This window comes from Mycetocola sp. TRD_SC_2, assembly GCF_055361225.1.
On sequence record NZ_CM143954.1, the window covers coordinates 1,041,892 to 1,056,070 of the forward strand.

The following is a 14,179-nucleotide window of genomic DNA, read 5'->3' on the forward strand; positions in this document are numbered from 1 at the left end:
ATGAGGAGAAGATCGATGAGTCTCTGGCGCACGAAAAGTATCGAGGATTCGCTCGCCGATTCACACCTCGAACACCGCAGCCTGAAGCGGACCCTCGGCACCTGGGACCTTATGGTCATGGGTGTCGCCGTCGCGGTCGGCGCCGGCATCTTCTCCGTCGGAGCGCGGGCGGCCGGTGACTACGCCGGTCCGTCGGTGAGCCTCGCCTTTGTCCTTGCCGCCGTCACGTGTGCGCTCGCGATCATGTGTTACGCCGAGTTCGCGTCGACGGTTCCCGTCGCCGGATCCGCATACACCTTCACCTACGCGACCCTGGGTGAACTGCTTGCGTGGATCATCGGCTGGGACCTGATCCTCGAGATGCTCACCGCGGCCGCGGTCATCGCCAAATACTGGGGCATCTACCTCTCCCTCGTGTTCGAGTTGTGGGACTGGAACGTGCCGGACACGATCAACCTTCTCGGTCTCGAAGTCAGCTGGGGACCGTTCGTCATCGTCGCGGTGTTCACCACCCTCCTCGTTCTGGGAACCCAGCTGTCGGCACGGGTCGGGGCCGTCTTCACGATCATCAAGGTCGCCATTGTGCTCTTTGTCATCGTCGTCGGTGCCTTCTTCGTCAAGGTCGAGAACTACACTCCGTTCATCCCGGAGGAGCGCCCGACGGATGGCGGCACCGGCGACGTCTGGTCGCAGTCGCTGTTCTCGTTCCTGACCGGGGCTGCACCGGCGCAATACGGAGTCTTCGGACTGCTCGCCGGGGCGTCCCTCGTGTTCTTCGCATTCATCGGGTTCGACGTGGTGGCGACGAGTGCCGAAGAGGTGCGTGACCCGCAGAAGAACCTTCCGCGCGGAATCTTCGGGGGCCTCGCCATCGTCACCGTGCTGTACATCGGCGTGAGCCTCGTCCTCACCGGGATGGTGCCGTACACGACCCTCGCCGAAGCGGAAGATCCGTCGCTCGCCACCGCGTTCGTAGCCGTCGGGGCGGACTGGGCCGCCCAGGTGATTTCGGTCGGCATCCTCGCGGGACTCACCACCGTCATCATGGTCCTCCTGCTCGGCCTCGCGCGGGTGTTGTTTGCGATGAGCCGCGACGGCCTTCTGCCGCGGTCGCTCAGTGTCACCAGCGACAAACGGCGCACTCCCGTGCGGATCCAGGTCCTTACCGGCGTCATCGTCGCCCTCATCGCCGGCCTGACCGATGTCGGGGTGCTCGAGGAGATGATCAACATCGGAACCCTCAGCGCGTTCGTCCTCGTGAGTATCGCCGTTCTCGTCCTGCGGAAGAAGCGCCCCGACCTGCCGCGAGCCTTCCGGGTGCCCCTCTCGCCGTTCCTGCCGATCCTCTCCGCCGTCCTGTGCCTCTGGCTCATGTTCAACCTCACAACGCTGACGTGGGTGCGTTTCGGCATCTGGCTCGCGATCGGCCTCCTGATCTACTTCGTGTACGGGCGCAGGAACTCTGTGCTGGGGCGGGAGCAGGCCCGCCTTGCGAAGACCGCTCAGGGTTCTGCTGCAGACTAGGGGAATGCTTCACCGACACCCGGTACTCGGATTCTTCACGCTCGCGTATCTGGCGTTCGTCGGCTTCGTGACCCTTTCACCCCAGCCGTTCGACAGCAATACAACCGGACTACTGTCGCGCGCCCTCGCCTTTTTCGCGCGCCACGACGTGACGGCATGGATCACTTATACCCGGCTCGAGTTCCTCGCCAACATCGGCATGTTCGTTCCGATCGGGCTGTTCTTGGTGCTGCTGTTCGGCCGACGGCTGTGGTGGCTGGCGATGTTGCTCGGTTTCTTCCTGACCGTCGGCATCGAGACGGCTCAGATCTTCCTTCCGACTCGCTTTCCTGACCCGCAGGATGTCTTCGCGAACACTACGGGCGGAATTCTCGGCGTGCTGACGGGTCTCGTGCTCACGGCACGCAAAGCACGCGAGCTTCGCATCGCCAGGGCCCGCCGGGCCGTTCCCGTTGCGCGCTGAGCATCGCGGTCACACCAACACGAACAGCGCTGGACGAAATCGCAGTTGCGCACCCAATCTCCCCCGTGAGGTGGTTCTTGGGTGCGCAACTGCAATTTCGCGCCAATTCCAGCCTTCAGCGGAACGACGGGGGTTCCGGGTGATGCGGGCGCTCCGGCGACACAGCACGCATTGCGCCCGTCGGATCACGTCTGGACGGGCCTGCGGGAGCATCCTCCGAGTCGGCGAAGAGCCAGCGCGGTTTTGGCTCGACGAGCGGACGGAAAAGCCTTCGGACCGGGCGGCTGGAGAGCACGATCGCGATCACGACCGAGAAGATCAGCATCGCGACCAGGTAGACCTCGGGGAGTTCGTCGCTGCGAAGTACCCCGCTTTCGCGGAGTGGGTAGAGGACGAAGCTGTGGAGCAGATACACGTACATCGTGTACTGCCCGAGTGTGGTCATCCAGGTTTCCCGTCGGGGGAGCAGAACGAAGAATGCCGCGCTGAGCAGGGTGGCGAGAACGATGAGGCCGAGCCGGACCCCACCGGCCCACCACTGCTCGCCGCCAAGACCCGAATAGGACTGATCGTAGAAGAACCAGTAGCGCAAGTCGATTGTTCGCCAGAGATCGATGAACGGCACGAGTACGGCAAGCCAGCCGAGGAGCATGAGGGCAGCGATCCCTCGGATCAGCCAGGTCTGGCGTTCGACCACCCGCCACCGATCGACGAGTTTCCACCGGTGCAGCTGCCAGCCGAGGACGAAGAACGGCAGGATGCCGAGTGCCCTGGCGAGCGAGAAAGTGCTGTCGACGTTGTCCAGGTACCCCACACCGACGGAGATGACGAGCGACACGGCGAGCGGCCAGCGCAGGAGCGCGAGGTACGGCAACACGAGCCGGAAGATGCCGAGGGCGAGCAGGAACCACAGTGTCCAGCTCGGGCGGGTCGGGTTCAGTTCGCCCTTGCCCTCGACAAGGAACTGCACGAGGGTCCAGATCGTCTCCATGATCGCGTACGGCACGAGGATGTCGGTGATCACCCTCTTCATCTGGCGAACGCTCGGCGACCCGCTCTTGGTGAAGTAACCGCTGACGATAGCGAAGGCGGGCATGTGGAACGCATATATCCAGAGGTACGTGACGAGCGCGGCATCCGAGTCATAGGTGATCCGCTGGATGGCGTGCCCCATGACGACGAGGACGATGCAGGCGAAACGCGCGTTGTCCCAGAACGGGACCCGCTCTTTCGGCGCGGCTGTTGCCTGCTTTCCCCCCGCTTCCGCGCTCATGGTGCTCCCTCGCTCGCTGCCGACCTCCACCCTATTCTGCGAAAGTAGTTTGGCATTCTGCGAAAGCAGTTCGCCCAAGGAATAGATGGCGATCGGAGTCCGTTACACTCGATATCCATTCATATGAATGAACATCTCTCCCGCTGAAAGGCAATTATGCAGTTCGGAATCTTCAGCGTCGGTGACATCACCACCGACCCCACCACCGGTCAGACGCCGACCGATGCCTCGCGGCTCCAGGACATCCTGACCATCGCCCAGCATGCCGAGGCCGTCGGCCTTGACGTCTTCGCAATGGGTGAGCACCACAACCCGCCGTTCTTCCCCTCGAGCCCTGTTGCGATCAACAGCTTCCTTGCCGCACGGACAGAGCGCATCATCCTGTCGACAGCGACGACCCTCATCACGACCAACGACCCCGTCCGTCTGGCCGAGGACTACGCGACCCTGCAGCACCTCTCGGGTGGCCGTATGGACCTGACGCTCGGCCGTGGCAACACCGGCCCGGTCTACCCGTGGTTCGGCGAAGACATCCGCCAGGGCATCCCCCTCGCGCTCGAGAAGTACGCGTTGTTGCGCCGGCTCTGGCGTGAAGACGTCGTCGACTGGGAGGGTGAATTCCGCACTCCGCTCCAGGGCTTTACGGCGACGCCACGGCCGCTCGACGGTACGCCGCCGTTCGTCTGGCACGGTTCGATCCGAAGCCCCGAGATCGCCGAACAGGCCGCATACTACGAAGACGGTTTCTTCTCGAACCACATCTTCTGGCCGGCATCACATACCCAGAAGATGGTCGCGTTCTACCGGCAGCGGTTCGAGCACTACGGCCACGGCCGTGCCGATCAGGCCATCGTCGGACTCGGCGGCCAGGTGTTCATGCGCAAGAACTCACAGGATGCTGTTCGCGAGTTCCGGCCCTACTTCGACAACGCTCCGGTCTACGGTCACGGCCCAAGCCTCGAGGACTTCACGTCGCAAACCCCACTCACCGTCGGCAGTCCGCAGGAGGTCATCGACAGAACGCTGGGCTTCCGCGATTATGTGGGCGACTACCAGCGTCAGCTGTTCCTGATGGACCACGCCGGTCTTCCGCTCAAGACCGTGCTCGAGCAGCTCGATCTGCTCGGTGAAGAGGTCGTCCCCGTCCTTCGTCGTGAATTCGCGAAGGGCCGCGCCGCAGGCGTCCCCGATGGCCCCACCCACTCGTCCCTGGCCGCCGCCGCACAGGCGCCGGCGCCCGAACTCGTCGATTCCGAGGTGAAGTAATGACCGTGCGAAAGCTTGCCGTCGTCTCTGCTGGCCTCAGTCAGCCGTCATCGACACGGATGCTCGGCGACCGCCTCGCGGACGCCGCCGCCGCAGGGTTGCGAGAGCAGGGTGCAGAAGTGGAGGTGACGACCGTCGAGCTGCGCGACGTCGCTTCCGACATCATGAACAACATGCTGACCGGTTTCGCGAGCCCGAAGCTCGAGGCCGTCATCGACGCGGTGACCGGTGCTGACGGACTGATCGCCGTGACCCCGATCTTCACGACGAGCTACAGCGGACTGTTCAAGTCGTTCTTCGACATCCTCGACAACAGGTCGCTGACCGACATGCCCGTCCTGATCGGTGCGACCGCGGGAACGGCGCGCCACTCGCTCGCCCTCGACTACGCCATCCGGCCGATGTTCACGTACCTGCACGCTGTGGTTGTGCCGACGAGCGTGTTCGCGGCATCCGAGGACTGGGGAAGTGGCGCCGACAAGATCAAGACCCTGCCCGACCGGATCGACCGTGCGGCCGGCGAGCTCGTTCCGCTCGTGTTCGCGTCCGAGCGATCGAGCAGCGTGCGCGACCCCTTCGGATTCGACGCCACGCTCAGCATGGTTGGTGGCTAGAACCCAAGCGGATGCCGCCCCGTGGCGGCGGGCGGCATCCTAGTCCTTCCGACGAGAAGCCTGCAGATGTGCTCAACTGGTGGCATGAAGACTTCCACCAAGAATCTCATCGTCGGCATCATCGTTTTGGTCCTCGCCATCGTCGTGGCCACCTGGATCGTGAACATCGCGCTGTCGTTCCTCGCGGCGGCGATCAAGTTCCTGCTCATCGCCCTGGTCGCCCTCGTGTTGATCGGCGTCGGCTGGGCCTGGTGGGCTCGGGCACGCGCACGCGACTGAACTCAGTAACGGGGCGCTGCGGGCATCCCGAAGAAGCCCTCGAGCGTGACGAATCCGCCGGCCCGGTAGTCCGCTGCGAGCGTCTTGCCGACATACCGGTAGTGCCACGGCTCGTACTTGTATCCGGTGATGTGCGTCGTTGTTGCCTCGTACCGGAGGATGAACCCGTGCTCCCAGGCGTGCGCTCGGAGCCATGCGCCTTGCGGAGTGGATGCGATGCAACTCGACGCCGAACAGTTCGAGGCACGCGGAGCGATGTCTGCAGCGAAACCAGTCTGGTGTTCGCTGTACCCGGGCCTGGCGGAACGCAGGTCCGCTGCGGTTTGTCCGTCAGTCCGCACGAAACCGTTGTACAAGGTCTGCTGGGTCGCAAATGACCGGTATCCGCTTTGGAGCACCATCTTGCCGGCTCCCGCGCTCGCTGCCGCTGCGAACATGGACTCGAGCGCCGTCGACGCCTCCTTGCGCATCGGCTGCCAGTTCACATTGGTGACATTGGGGTAGGTCAGGTCTTGTGGCACGTAACTCTTCGGTGAGACCGCACGCTTCTTGTTCACAACGGCCCACAGGCTTGAAGCAGCCTCCGTGCTGAGACACGGTTGAAGCTTTGCGACAGCGCCGCGGAGAACGCCGGGGCCGCCGACGAGTCGCGCCTCAGCGGTCGATACCGAGGTCATGCTCGAGAGCACCGTGCTGTGGACGCACTGTGTCTTCGCGAGGAAGATCGGGCGGTTGGCAACAGCGGCGGGAACCACCGCGGACAGGGCGTCAGGGTAGTCAGTCCCTGTCGCGAGGAAGGTCGGCCCTGCGGCCGCACCGGCGAACGCATTGCGGTTGATGACGATCGCGGTGCCGTACCGGTCGGTTCCACCGTGGCGGGCAACGCTGCTCATTCCGGGTATGGCCCGGATCTGCTGTTCGATGCCGCTCGACACGGCACCGGTTGCCCCGGCGATCGTGACGGATGTGACGCCGAGATCAACCAGGAGCTTGCGCGTCGCGGCAGGAAGGCCTGAGGAATTACCGGGAAGCAGGATGACGGGTGCATCAACGCGGGCTGCAGCGGGTCCGGCGGAAAGCGCGTCGGCATATGTCGTGCCGGTCGCGATGTATGCCCGCGTCGATCCTCCGCTCCAGACGCGTCGGATGAGAGCATCCGATACCGCGTAGCGGTCGCTTCCTCCGACGCGGACGACGTCCGATGCAAGACCTTGAGCCGCCTTTTCCACGGCGGCGGAGAGGGCCCCGGGTCCTCCGACGAGCACGATGCGTGCCGGGGCGAGTCTCGAGATCTCCGCGCGGGTGCTCGCAGGCACGCTGTCTCGTTTGGTCAGCAGAAGTGACCCAGCCGATTGCGCCGCTGCCGGACCAGCCGACAGAGCGTCGGGGAAGTTCTCTCCCGAGGCAAGGTAGACAGTATCGACACTTTCGCGGGACGGGTGCGCTGAGAGCGATGCGGCGGCCGATGTCGCATACCGGTCCACTCCGGAGATCCGTGACGACGATAGTGCGGAAGCGGGTTCGGGGGACGCCGTCATGGTGAGAAGGGACGCGATGACGGCGACGAGGGCGGAGCTCGCAACGAGCCGCGGGGAGAGTCTCATGTGCACATGCTAGTGACGCGGGCCCCTGGAGCCTACGAAACGGCATCCGTTCACCCGATGGACACGCGAAGATATCGCACCGAGGGGGTGAAAAACCGCCTCTCTGCTAGTCTTTACTGGGTTCGATAGCAATATCGGACACATTCACGGAGCAGGGCGGCAGGAAGCTGATCCTCGGTGGTGAATTTCTCTCTCGTCGGGACCCCGGCGATCCTCCCTTCGGTGCACCAGCGCCACGGGAGCGCCGAGAGCGATTTTCTACTGGAGATCAGCCGGGCCAAACGGTCTGAGCAATCACTGCCTGTTCCTGCTCCTATGCAGAGCGTGCGCCCACACGGGGCGGCGCTAGACGTAAGGAGAGACCTATGGAAGGTCCAGAAATCAAGTTCGCCGAGGCAGTCCTCGACAACGGCAAGTTCGGCAAGCGCACGGTCCGGTTCGAAGCAGGGCGTCTCGCCCAGCAGGCACAGGGCGCCATCGCCGCGTACCTCGACGAAGAGACCATGCTTCTCTCGGCCACGAGCGCCGGCAAGCACCCCAAAGACCAGTTCGACTTCTTCCCGCTCACGGTGGACGTCGAAGAGCGCAGCTACGCTGCAGGCAAGATCCCCGGTTCGTTCTTCCGTCGTGAAGGCCGTCCGTCGACCGAGGCCATCCTCGTCTGCCGCCTGATCGACCGCCCGCTGCGCCCGTCATTCGTGACCGGCCTGCGCAACGAGGTCCAGATTGTGATCACCGTCCTGAGCATCGCTCCCGACGAGTTCTACGACGCCCTCGCGATCAACGCGGCATCCATGTCGACCCAGATCTCGGGACTTCCGTTCTCGGGTCCGATCGCCGGCATCCGTCTCGCACTCATCAACGGCCAGTGGGTCGCGTTCCCGAAGGCATCGCAGCTCGCTGACGCCGTCTTCGACCTCACGGTCGCGGGTCGCCTCGTCACCGACGAGAACGGCAACGAAGACATCGCCATCATGATGGTCGAAGCCGAAGCAACCGAAGGCGCATGGGGTCTCATCCAGGCCGGCGCCGTCAAGCCGAACGAGGACATCGTCGCCGAGGGCCTCGACGCCGCGAAGCCGTTCCTCCTCCAGCTGGTCAAGGCTCAGTCCGAGCTCGCTGCCCAGTCGGCCAAGGAAGTTCGCGAGTACCCGGTCTTCCTCCCGTACACGGACGAGACCCTCGCCGCTGTCTCCGACCTGGCCAAGACAGAGCTCGCCTCGATCTACCAGATCGCCGACAAGACCGAGCGTCAGAACGCTGACGACGAGCTCAAGGACCGCGTCAAGGCAGCCATCGCTGCCAAGGTCGAAGCAGGCGAGCTGCCCGCCGAAACCAACAACCAGGTGTCTGCCGCATACAAGTCCGTCACGAAGAAGATCGTGCGCGACCGCATCCTTACCGAGGGTGTCCGTATGGACGGCCGTGGCCTCGCTGACATCCGTCCGCTCGACGCCGAGGTGCAGGTCATTCCCCGCGTCCACGGTTCGGCCATCTTCCAGCGCGGAGAGACCCAGATCCTGGGTGTCACCACGCTGAACATGCTCAAGATGGAGCAGCAGATCGACTCGCTGAGCCCGATCACGAAGAAGCGCTACCTGCACCACTACAACTTCCCGCCGTACTCCACCGGTGAGACCGGTCGGGTCGGTTCGCCGAAGCGTCGCGAGATCGGGCACGGCTTCCTCGCCGAGCGCGCCCTCGTCCCGGTTCTGCCGAGCCGCGAAGAGTTCCCGTACGCCATCCGCCAGGTCTCCGAGGCTCTCGGATCCAACGGTTCGACGTCGATGGGCTCTGTGTGTGCTTCGACCCTGTCGCTGCTCAACGCCGGTGTGCCGCTGCGCGCCCCGGTTGCCGGCATCGCCATGGGCCTCGTCTCCGACGAGGTCGACGGCCAGACCCGCTACGCGGCTCTCACCGACATCCTCGGTGCTGAAGACGCACTCGGCGACATGGACTTCAAGGTCGCCGGCACGAGCGAGTTCGTCACGGCGATCCAGCTCGACACCAAGCTCTCAGGGCTTCCTGCCTCGGTGCTGAAGGCCGCGCTGACCCAGGCCAAGGAGGCTCGTACAACGATCCTCTCCGTCCTGAACGCTGCGATCGACGCCCCGGACGAAATGGCACCGACCGCGCCTCGCGTGATCAGCGTCAACATCCCCGTCGACAAGATCGGTGAGCTGATCGGCCCCAAGGGCAAGACGATCAACTCCATCCAGGACGAGACCGGCGCAGACATCTCGATCGAAGAAGACGGCACCGTGTACATCGGCGCTGTCGACGGACCGTCGGCTGAGGCCGCTCGCGCCCAGGTCAACGCGATCGCCAACCCGACCAACCCGGAGGTCGGCGAGCAGTTCCTCGGAACCGTCGTGAAGATCGCCACCTTCGGTGCCTTCATCTCGCTGCTCCCGGGCAAGGATGGCCTGCTGCACATCTCTGAGGTGCGCAAGCTCGCCGGTGGCAAGCGTGTCGAGAACGTCGAAGACGTGCTCGGCGTCGGCCAGAAGATCCTCGTCCAGATCACCAAGATCGACGACCGTGGCAAGCTGTCGCTCGAGCCCGTGATCGCTGAGTCGGCTGAGGACGCTCCCGTCGCGGACGTCACCACCACCCAGCGCGTTCACACGGACGCTCCGGCCGAAGGCTAAATCCCTTCTGCTGGCTGAGTCAGCTCGCAAACGGATGCCCCGCCTCGAGAAATCGAGGCGGGGCATCCGTCGTTAACGTGGTGCGGCGGCATCCGTGTCCGGGCTCCGCTGTGATCGAGGGTCGATTCACCACAAAATGCGGCTATCGTCGTCGAGTCACCACGTTCTGCTGCTCGAGTGGTCGATCACCGACAAAGTGTGGCGATTCGATCGCGTCGAGCCGGCGCCGAAGCGTCAGGCGTTCTGCTCGCGCTCCAGGAGCGGCCGCGCCCGGAACGGGATGAGCTCGCCCATCGCGAGCGACGTTTCTGCCCGCTCAACCCCCTCGCACTCGAGGATGAGTCCCGTGATGCGGAACAGGTCGTCGGCGTCGGTGCAGACCACCCGCACCAGCAGGTCGCTCGTGCCGCTGAGGCCGTGGGCCTGCACGATCTCGGGGATGTCGCTGAGTTTCTCGACGATCGCGCCGAGCTGTTGCTGCTGCAGGTGCACCGAGATGAATGCCGTCAGCGGGTATCCGAGAGCGACCGGGTTGATCCTGCGGTCGAACGGGTGCAGAACGTTGGATGCGTCGAGCGCACTCATGCGCGCCTGCACCGTGTTCCGCGAGAGGCCGAGCTTCTCGGCGAGTGCGACGATCGTCGAGCGCGGGTCCTCCGTGAGCGCGAGGAGCAGACGCGTGTCGGTGCGATCCAGCTTGTGCATAGTGCCCGACCTTAGCAGGGTGGAACCGCTCTGGATAGAGCAGAATGTGCAACCCTCGTCGGGATGGTTGTGCGCAATGGGTAACCGGCGTACCGTCGAGGGTACTTTCGGCAACGGCGCCGGATGCTGTGGGCAGCTGCGATCCAGATGCCCACAGAGCACGAGAGAAAGTTGCGTGTCACGTGTCCACAACCCATGAACACACCAGAACCTCTTCCCCGGCAAGCGGGTCCACTGCGGATGTCCATCCCGGGCAACTCGAAGATGTCGTCCAGCTGATCTGCCCGGACGGCGTACGCACAGCGAACCCGGGATTCGACCCGTGGGTCGCCGATGTGAGCGACGAAGACCTCCTCAGCCTCTACGAGGACATGGTCGTCGTCCGCCGCATCGATACCGAAGCGACAGCGCTTCAGCGCCAGGGTGAACTCGCTCTCTGGGCGCCGCTCCTCGGGCAGGAAGCCGCCCAGATCGGCTCGGGCCGCGCGCTCCGCTCCGACGACTTCGTCTTCTCCAGCTACCGCGAACACGGGGTCGCATATACGCGCGGAGCCGGCTTCGGCGATCTGCTCTCGTTCTGGCGCGGCACCACGGCGTCCGGCTGGGATCCGTACTCCATCGGCATGGCGACACCGGCCGTCATCATCGGCGCACAGACGCTGCATGCCACCGGCTACGCCCTCGGCTGCAAACACGACGGCGTCGACTCGGTCGCCGTCGCGTACTTCGGCGACGGCGCCACCAGCCAGGGCGACGTCAACGAAGCGATGGTTTTCGCCGCCAGCTTCCAGGCGCCGGTCATCTTCTTCTGCCAGAACAACCAGTGGGCCATCTCAGAGCCGGTCGGTTTGCAGGCACAGCGCCACATCTCCGACCGGGCGCCCGGATTCGGCATCCCGAGCATGCGGGTCGACGGCAACGATGTCCTCGCCGTTCTCGCCGCGACACGCATCGCCCTCGACCGTGCCCGCCGGGGCGGCGGCCCGACCTTCATTGAGGCCGTCACCTACCGGATGGGCCCGCACACCACCTCGGACGACCCGAAACGCTACCGTCCGACCGGCGAACTTGACGAGTGGACGGCGAAGGACCCGATCGCCCGCCTCGGACGCATGCTCGAGAGCCGCGGGGTGCTCACCGAGGATGCCGCCACCCGGGTGAAGCAGAAAGCGGACGCCGTCGCGCACGAGATGAGAACAACGTGCGTCGCCCTGGAACGGCATCCGGACCCCCTCACCGTGTTCGATCAGGTCTACAGCGGTCCGCACTCGGGGCTGGAACGGCAGAAGAGCCAGTACGCGGCCTACCTCGCCTCCCTCGGCGGAGGGCAGTCATGACCCAGATGACCCTCGGCGCAGCCCTCAACTCTGGCCTCCGTCGCGCCCTCACCGATGACGACAAAGTGGTGCTCCTCGGTGAGGACATCGGCAAGCTCGGCGGTGTCTTCCGCGTGACAGACAAACTGCAGGAGGAGTTCGGACCCCGACGGGTGATCGACACGCCCCTCGCCGAGGCCGGCATCATCGGCACGGCGGTCGGACTGGCCTATCGCGGCTACCGGCCCGTCTGTGAGATCCAGTTCGACGGATTCATTTACCCCGGTTTCGACCAGATCGTCGCCCAGGTCGCCAAGCTGCACTACCGAACACGCGGCGCGGTGAAGATGCCGATCACGATCCGGGTACCGTTTGGCGGCGGTATCGGGGCGGTCGAGCACCACTCAGAATCACCCGAGGCGTACTTCGCGCACACGGCAGGCCTCCGGGTCATCTCCTGTTCCAACCCGCAGGACGCCCACTCGATGATCCGGGAGGCCATCGCGTGCGACGACCCCGTGCTGTTCTTCGAACCGAAGCGCAGGTACTGGCTCAAGGGTGAGGTCTCCGACGACGCCGACGGAATCCCGATGGGCAGTGCGCGCGTGCTCACCGAGGGCTTGGATGTGACGCTCGTCGCGTACGGACCCCTCGTGCCCACCGCACTGGATGCCGCGGCCGCGGCGGCAGAGGACGGCACCTCGATCGAGGTCATCGACCTCCGCTCACTCTCACCGATCGACTTCGCGCCGATCGAAGCCTCGGTGCGCAAGACCGGGCGACTCGTCATCACCCATGAAGCGGCGCAGTCGGGTGGCATCGGCGCCGAACTCGCCGCGGCGATCACCGAGCGCTGCTTCTTCTGGCTCGAAGCGGCCCCGGCTCGTGTCACGGGCTTCGACACCCCGTACCCGCCTGCTGCGCTGGAGGACGCGTTCCTGCCCGACCTCGACCGGTTGCTCGACGCCGTCGACCGGGTCATGGGCCGGCGCAACTCCCTTACGGGATGGAAGGCGAGCGCATGAGCACGAAACAGTTCGCCCTCCCGGATCTTGGGGAGGGTCTGACCGAGTCCGAGATCGTTGAGTGGAAGGTCGCCGTCGGTGACACGGTGACGCTCAACCAGGTCATCGCCGAAGTCGAGACGGCCAAGGCGCTTGTCGAACTGCCATCGCCGTTCGCCGGGGTCGTGTCGAAACTCTTCGCCGACGAAGGGTCGACCGTGCTGGTCGGTGAACCGATCGTGGAATTCGACGTCGGTGGGGATGCCGCGCCGGCGTCACCCGCCAGCGCGCCGGAAGTCACCCCGGCTTCCGAATCGGCGGCGGACGCCGCTGCAGACGGGGTTCCGGCCGAACTCGATGATCAACTCGCCCCTGCTGCCCCCGAACGGCAATCGGTGCTCGTCGGGTACGGGCCACGGGTTGAGGGCGGCGCCCGCCCCACTCGCAGGACCCGCTCGTGGGCAGCCGAGCCGGTGCAGGACCCCCCGGCGCCGGAAGAGCCGGAGCATGAGCCGATGGGCGAGATCCCGTCGGCAACCGCGCAGGAACGCCCGCGCTCAACGCCGCCGGTCCGCAAGCTCGCGCACGACCTCGGCGTGGATCTCGGGGCCGTGACCGGCACCGGCGACGACGGACTCATCACGCGCGACGACGTCCGGCGTGAGGCCGACGCCCGGCAGGGGGCATCCGTTCCCGACACCGACGCAGGGGTCGGACCGTCCGCCGAGGGAGCCGAGGAAGCCGGGGGAGACATCCGGATTCCGATTCGCGGAGTGCGCAAGGCGACGGCAACCGCGGTGGCATCGTCGGCGTTCACCGCGCCGCACGTCACCGAGTTCCTCACGGTCGACGTGACGGCGGGGATGGACCTCGTGCGTTCGCTCGGGGCGAGCCATGAGTACGCCGGCAAGCGGATCACCATCCTCACCCTCGTCGCGAAGGCTCTGATCCTTGCGGCGAAGCGGACGCCCGAGGTGAACTCCCGGTGGGATGACGAGGCCCAGGAGATCGTGCAGTTCGGCGCGGTGAACCTCGGGATCGCGGCGGCGACCGGTCGCGGTCTGATCGTGCCGAACATCAAGCGCGCAGACGCCCTGAGCCTCGCCGATCTGTCCGGCGCGATTGCCGACCTCGTGAACTCGGCCCGATCGGGCTCGACGAGCCCGAGGGACCTGGCTGGTGGAACCATCACGATCACCAACGTGGGAGTGTTCGGTGTCGACGCGGGCACCCCGATCCTCAATCCCGGTGAAGCGGCGATTCTCGCGATGGGCGCTGTCAGGCGGATGCCGTGGGAGCACCGCGGAGACATCGCGCTGTGCGAGGTGATGACGCTGAGCCTGTCGTTCGACCACCGGCTCGTCGACGGCGAACAGGGATCACGGTTCCTCGTCGACATCGGAACGATTCTCCGTGACCCCGGGATGGTCCTCACGATGGTGTGACGTGTCTGCCGGAGGCACTTGCAACGACGACGACC

Annotated in this window: 12 protein-coding genes; 9 read left to right on the plus strand and 3 right to left on the minus strand. The window is 65.2% G+C overall.

Features of this window, described 5'->3' with window-relative positions; translation table 11 throughout:
- Positions 1 to 15 precede the first annotated feature (15 nt).
- Both ACWA1Q_RS04940 and ACWA1Q_RS04945 read left to right on the plus strand, forming a co-directional pair.
- Positions 16 to 1,524 (plus strand): APC family permease, encoded by a 1,509-nt coding sequence (locus ACWA1Q_RS04940; protein WP_463760005.1) that lies wholly within the window; start codon positions 16 to 18, stop codon positions 1,522 to 1,524.
- 4 nt (positions 1,525 to 1,528) lie between these two features.
- A complete protein-coding gene (locus ACWA1Q_RS04945; protein ID WP_463760006.1) occupies positions 1,529 to 1,987 on the plus strand; it encodes a VanZ family protein in 459 nt (152 codons plus the stop codon).
- Positions 1,988 to 2,102: 115 nt separating this feature from the next.
- On the opposite strand, the gene ACWA1Q_RS04950 is transcribed toward ACWA1Q_RS04945, so the two are convergent.
- Positions 2,103 to 3,260, minus strand: a complete 1,158-nt coding sequence (locus tag ACWA1Q_RS04950; RefSeq protein WP_463760008.1) for an acyltransferase family protein — start codon at positions 3,258 to 3,260, stop codon at positions 2,103 to 2,105.
- Between the two features lie 156 nt (positions 3,261 to 3,416).
- Here ACWA1Q_RS04950 and ACWA1Q_RS04955 point away from each other — a divergent pair, with 156 nt between their 5' ends.
- From ACWA1Q_RS04955 to ACWA1Q_RS04965, 3 genes are all read left to right on the plus strand, one after another.
- The gene (locus ACWA1Q_RS04955) at positions 3,417 to 4,526 is read left to right on the plus strand and encodes an LLM class flavin-dependent oxidoreductase (RefSeq protein ID WP_463760010.1); all 1,110 of its coding nucleotides are present in this window, start codon (positions 3,417 to 3,419) and stop codon (positions 4,524 to 4,526) included.
- Positions 4,526 to 5,140 carry an FMN reductase gene (locus tag ACWA1Q_RS04960; protein ID WP_463760011.1) on the plus strand — a complete coding sequence of 205 codons (615 nt, stop codon included), beginning with the start codon at positions 4,526 to 4,528 and terminating at the stop codon, positions 5,138 to 5,140. Before ACWA1Q_RS04955 ends, ACWA1Q_RS04960 begins: the two co-directional genes overlap by 1 nt.
- Positions 5,141 to 5,224: 84 nt before the next feature.
- Positions 5,225 to 5,419 carry a hypothetical protein gene (locus tag ACWA1Q_RS04965; protein ID WP_463760013.1) on the plus strand — a complete coding sequence of 65 codons (195 nt, stop codon included), beginning with the start codon at positions 5,225 to 5,227 and terminating at the stop codon, positions 5,417 to 5,419.
- A 2-nt stretch (positions 5,420 to 5,421) separates the two neighbouring features.
- Here ACWA1Q_RS04965 and ACWA1Q_RS04970 read toward each other — a convergent pair whose 3' ends face one another.
- Positions 5,422 to 7,023: a cell wall-binding repeat-containing protein gene (locus ACWA1Q_RS04970; RefSeq protein WP_463760014.1), complete on the minus strand. Its 1,602-nt coding sequence runs from the start codon at positions 7,021 to 7,023 to the stop codon at positions 5,422 to 5,424.
- A 365-nt stretch (positions 7,024 to 7,388) separates the two neighbouring features.
- Here ACWA1Q_RS04970 and ACWA1Q_RS04975 point away from each other — a divergent pair, with 365 nt between their 5' ends.
- The gene (locus tag ACWA1Q_RS04975; RefSeq protein ID WP_463760015.1) at positions 7,389 to 9,674 is read left to right on the plus strand and encodes a polyribonucleotide nucleotidyltransferase; all 2,286 of its coding nucleotides are present in this window, start codon (positions 7,389 to 7,391) and stop codon (positions 9,672 to 9,674) included.
- 234 nt (positions 9,675 to 9,908) lie between these two features.
- On the opposite strand, the gene ACWA1Q_RS04980 is transcribed toward ACWA1Q_RS04975, so the two are convergent.
- Positions 9,909 to 10,379, minus strand: a complete 471-nt coding sequence (locus ACWA1Q_RS04980) for an Lrp/AsnC family transcriptional regulator (protein WP_463760017.1) — start codon at positions 10,377 to 10,379, stop codon at positions 9,909 to 9,911.
- A 275-nt stretch (positions 10,380 to 10,654) separates the two neighbouring features.
- Here ACWA1Q_RS04980 and pdhA point away from each other — a divergent pair, with 275 nt between their 5' ends.
- Genes pdhA through ACWA1Q_RS04995 form a run of 3 tightly spaced genes read left to right on the plus strand, consistent with a single transcriptional unit; the run spans position 10,655 to position 14,144 of the window.
- The gene (gene pdhA / locus ACWA1Q_RS04985) at positions 10,655 to 11,716 is read left to right on the plus strand and encodes a pyruvate dehydrogenase (acetyl-transferring) E1 component subunit alpha (RefSeq protein ID WP_463760774.1); all 1,062 of its coding nucleotides are present in this window, start codon (positions 10,655 to 10,657) and stop codon (positions 11,714 to 11,716) included.
- Positions 11,713 to 12,720 (plus strand): alpha-ketoacid dehydrogenase subunit beta, encoded by a 1,008-nt coding sequence (locus ACWA1Q_RS04990; protein WP_463760018.1) that lies wholly within the window; start codon positions 11,713 to 11,715, stop codon positions 12,718 to 12,720. Before pdhA ends, ACWA1Q_RS04990 begins: the two co-directional genes overlap by 4 nt.
- Positions 12,717 to 14,144 (plus strand): dihydrolipoamide acetyltransferase family protein, encoded by a 1,428-nt coding sequence (locus tag ACWA1Q_RS04995; protein ID WP_463760019.1) that lies wholly within the window; start codon positions 12,717 to 12,719, stop codon positions 14,142 to 14,144. The genes ACWA1Q_RS04990 and ACWA1Q_RS04995 overlap by 4 nt, the downstream gene beginning before the upstream one ends.
- Positions 14,145 to 14,179: the final 35 nt, after the last annotated feature.

Bases quoted from the DNA above. Each gene is read 5' to 3' on its own strand.
- ACWA1Q_RS04940 (WP_463760005.1), top strand. From the start codon at position 16: ATGAGTCTCTGGCGCACGAAAAGTATCGAGGATTCGCTCGCCGATTCA.
- ACWA1Q_RS04945 (WP_463760006.1), top strand. From the start codon at position 1,529: ATGCTTCACCGACACCCGGTACTCGGATTCTTCACGCTCGCGTATCTG.
- ACWA1Q_RS04950 (WP_463760008.1), bottom strand. From the start codon at position 3,260: ATGAGCGCGGAAGCGGGGGGAAAGCAGGCAACAGCCGCGCCGAAAGAG.
- ACWA1Q_RS04955 (WP_463760010.1), top strand. From the start codon at position 3,417: ATGCAGTTCGGAATCTTCAGCGTCGGTGACATCACCACCGACCCCACC.
- ACWA1Q_RS04960 (WP_463760011.1), top strand. From the start codon at position 4,526: ATGACCGTGCGAAAGCTTGCCGTCGTCTCTGCTGGCCTCAGTCAGCCG.
- ACWA1Q_RS04965 (WP_463760013.1), top strand. From the start codon at position 5,225: ATGAAGACTTCCACCAAGAATCTCATCGTCGGCATCATCGTTTTGGTC.
- ACWA1Q_RS04970 (WP_463760014.1), bottom strand. From the start codon at position 7,023: ATGAGACTCTCCCCGCGGCTCGTTGCGAGCTCCGCCCTCGTCGCCGTC.
- ACWA1Q_RS04975 (WP_463760015.1), top strand. From the start codon at position 7,389: ATGGAAGGTCCAGAAATCAAGTTCGCCGAGGCAGTCCTCGACAACGGC.
- ACWA1Q_RS04980 (WP_463760017.1), bottom strand. From the start codon at position 10,379: ATGCACAAGCTGGATCGCACCGACACGCGTCTGCTCCTCGCGCTCACG.
- ACWA1Q_RS04990 (WP_463760018.1), top strand. From the start codon at position 11,713: ATGACCCAGATGACCCTCGGCGCAGCCCTCAACTCTGGCCTCCGTCGC.
- ACWA1Q_RS04995 (WP_463760019.1), top strand. From the start codon at position 12,717: ATGAGCACGAAACAGTTCGCCCTCCCGGATCTTGGGGAGGGTCTGACC.